Origin of the sequence: Thermoflexus sp. (assembly GCF_025055495.1) — a bacterium.
In the GTDB taxonomy this organism is placed as follows: domain Bacteria; phylum Chloroflexota; class Anaerolineae; order Thermoflexales; family Thermoflexaceae; genus Thermoflexus.
In genome coordinates, this window is record NZ_JANWXB010000027.1 from 1 (window position 1) to 3,072 (window position 3,072).

Below are 3,072 nucleotides of genomic sequence, written 5' to 3' on the forward strand. Positions count from 1 at the left end.
TCTCCTCGAAGATCTGCGCAGCTCGGGCATCATAATGCGGAGTAAATCCAGCCACATGCGGGCTGATCAACACGTTCGGCAATCGCCAGAGGGGGTGATAGGCAGGAAGCGGCTCCTGCTCAAATACATCCAGCGCGGCTCCGGCGATCCAACCCTCCCGAAGCGCCCGTACCAGGGCCTCCTCCCGGCAGATCGGGCCGCGGGCGATGTTGACCAGGAAGGCGCTCCGTTTCATCGCCCGGAAGGCGGCCTCATCGAGCATCCCCCGGGTCTCTGGCGTCAGGGGGACAGCGATCACCACCACATCGCTCTCCGCCAGCATCGCGTGGAGCTCGGCGGGCGTGTAGTAGCGATCCGGTAAAATCCCTTCGGGATCCCCGGTGTTCGGGAAGACGAAGCCGCGATCCCGGCGATCCTCCCCCCGTTGCATCGCGAGCACCCGCATGCCGAAGGCCTTCGCCAGCCGCGCGACCTGGCGTCCAATGCTTCCATAGCCCACGATGCCGATGGTCTTCCCCCAGAGCTCTTCCGGGACGAACAGAGGCCAGCGCTCTCGATCCGGAGGCCACTCGGCGCGAGCTTGCCACTCCAGCATCCGGGGGATCCGGTGGAACCACGCCAGCACCATGGCGAACACATACTCGGCCATATTGATGGCGTGCACCCCGCTGGCGGTGGTGAACAACACCTCACTTTGAAAAAGCGGATGCTCCAGCACGTGATCCGCGCCGGCAGAATGCAATTGCACCCACCGCAGACGAGGGGCCCACTCCGGTGGGGGAAGCGTTTCAAAGGTGTAGAGGATCTCGACCTCCCGCCAGATCTCTTGAGGGATCTTCTGGGGATGCCGTGTGGGATAAAGCTCAAACCGCAGCATCGGCCAGCGATCCTGCCAGCGGGCGATCCACTCTGGATCAAATCGAGCCGTGATCAGAACCCGGCGCACTTCTCCTTCTTCCATGGCGAGTTCCTCCCCTAATCCAGAGATTTTTAAGGCAGGCGTCCCACCTCAGGCGAAGGCCCCCTGTCTTCCAGGCCGGCTTCAATTTTCTGAATTTTCAGCTCATGATTGGACAAAGTAGCAATCGTCATAGAGCCTGTGGATTGTGGAAATCCCAGGAGAACACTTCCGACGCAGGTCCAAGATGTATGGATGCTCAGAGGATCATGCGCCAGATCTCGACACAGACCTCCAGGGATGCTCCAGTCCCTGGCGGATGACGGACTGTGGAAAACCTGTTGAACAGGAGGCGATGTGGAAAACTTACGGAAATTGTGGAAAACCCTTCCGCCCGATATATGGGGGATTGGACCGGTAACTGGTATAGAAGACTGTGGAAAGTGAGGAAAGTGGGTCTCTCCTGTGGACAAGTTATCCCCAATCTGACCTTCTTTTCCACAGGTTTCACGCCAGTTTTCCCCAGCTGCTGGATCGGAGGGCTGTGTTTGGAGGGCCAATATCCTGGGGATCCTCGGGCATGCTCCCCCAGATCTGGGGGAGCATGCCCGGTTTTCCACAGGACGTGGAAATCTGAAGGATCGAGTTTCACGATGATGGGCAGGGTAAAGCCCATGGGGGCGATCCGTGATCCTTCTGCGGGCGCTGACCTCAGGCGGCAGCGCTCACGGAAGGAAGAGAGGCCAACGCGCGAGCGACCTCTTCGGCGGGGTATTCGTAATCCGCGAGCTCTCCCCGCAGATATTGATCGTAGGCGGCCAGGTCGAAGTGGCCGTGCCCGCTGAGGTTGAACAGGATAACACGCGGCACACCCTCCTCTTTGGCACGCAGGGCCTCATCGATGACCGCGCGGATGGCGTGGGCGGACTCGGGGGCGGGGATGATCCCTTCTGTCCGTGCGAAGAGCACGGCGGCCTCGAAGACCTTCGTCTGAGGATACGCCACCGCTTCCAGATGGCCTTTCTCATAAAGGGCGCATAGGATCGGCGCCATGCCGTGGTAGCGGAGTCCTCCCGCGTGGATGGGGGCGGGCGTGAAGGTATGGCCCAGGGTATACATCTTGAGCAGCGGGGTAGTGCGCACCGTATCGCCATAATCGTAGGCGTAGACGCCCTTGGTCAAGCTGGGGGCCGCGGTGGGCTCCACGGCGATGAACCGCGTGGGACGCCCCTCCACGAGCCGGTCCCGCATGAAGGGCAGCGCCAGCCCGGCGAAGTTGCTCCCGCCGCCCACGCAGCCGATCACCAGATCCGGGTATTCCCCGGCCAGCTCCATTTGCTTCTTCGCTTCCAGGCCGATCACGGTCTGATGCAGCAGCACGTGGTTGAGGACGCTGCCCAGGCTATACTTCAGGCGTCCGCCGCTGGTGGCTGCTGCCTCCACCGCCTCGCTGATGGCGATCCCCAGGGAGCCAGGGGAATCGGGATCCTCTGCCAGCACCTTGCGGCCGGCCGCGGTCTCCGGGCTGGGGCTGGGGATCACCCGCGCGCCGAAGGTTTCCATCAGGATGCGGCGATAGGGCTTCTGCTGGTAGCTGACCTTGACCATGAAGACGGTGCATTCCAGATCGAAGAAGCGGCAGGCCATGGCCAGGGCGCTGCCCCACTGCCCAGCGCCGGTCTCGGTGGTCAGGCCCTGCACGCCTTCCTGCTGGTTGTAGAACGCCTGAGCCAGGGCGGTGTTCAGCTTATGGCTCCCCGCCGGGCTCACGCCCTCATACTTGTAATAGATGTGCGCAGGGGTATCCAGCGCTTTCTCCAGCCGGCGAGCCCGGATCAGCGGGGTGGGCCGATAAAGGCGGTAGATCTCCCGAACCGGCTCCGGGATCTCGATCTCCCGCTCCCGGCTGACTTCCTGCTGAATGAGGGCCATCGGGAAGAGCGGGGCCAGATCATCCGGCCCGATCGGCTGACCTGTGGCGGGATGCAGCACCGGCGGCAGCTCGAAGGGAAGATCCGCCAGGATGTTGTAATACGCCTTCGGGATGTCCTCTTCGGAAAGCAAGAATCGAGTTCGGTCACGCATGATTCGCCTCCCTAAGTTAAGTTAGAAGTTGCGCAGCGTGCGACTTCTAAGCTCCACCGCGGGTTTTGGGGCTGGGGCGCCGCCGAAGG

At 62.1% G+C, this 3,072-nt stretch carries 2 protein-coding genes; both read right to left on the bottom strand.

Features of this window, described 5'->3' with window-relative positions; all coding sequences use genetic code 11:
* Window positions 1–961: D-2-hydroxyacid dehydrogenase (locus tag NZM16_RS01010; protein WP_295477869.1), on the bottom strand; the 961-nt coding region annotated here is incomplete at its 3' end.
* A gap of 648 nt (window positions 962–1,609) precedes the next feature.
* Window positions 1,610–2,983 (bottom strand): TrpB-like pyridoxal phosphate-dependent enzyme, encoded by a 1,374-nt coding sequence (locus tag NZM16_RS01015; protein ID WP_295452760.1) that lies wholly within the window; start codon window positions 2,981–2,983, stop codon window positions 1,610–1,612.
* Window positions 2,984–3,072 lie beyond the last annotated feature (89 nt).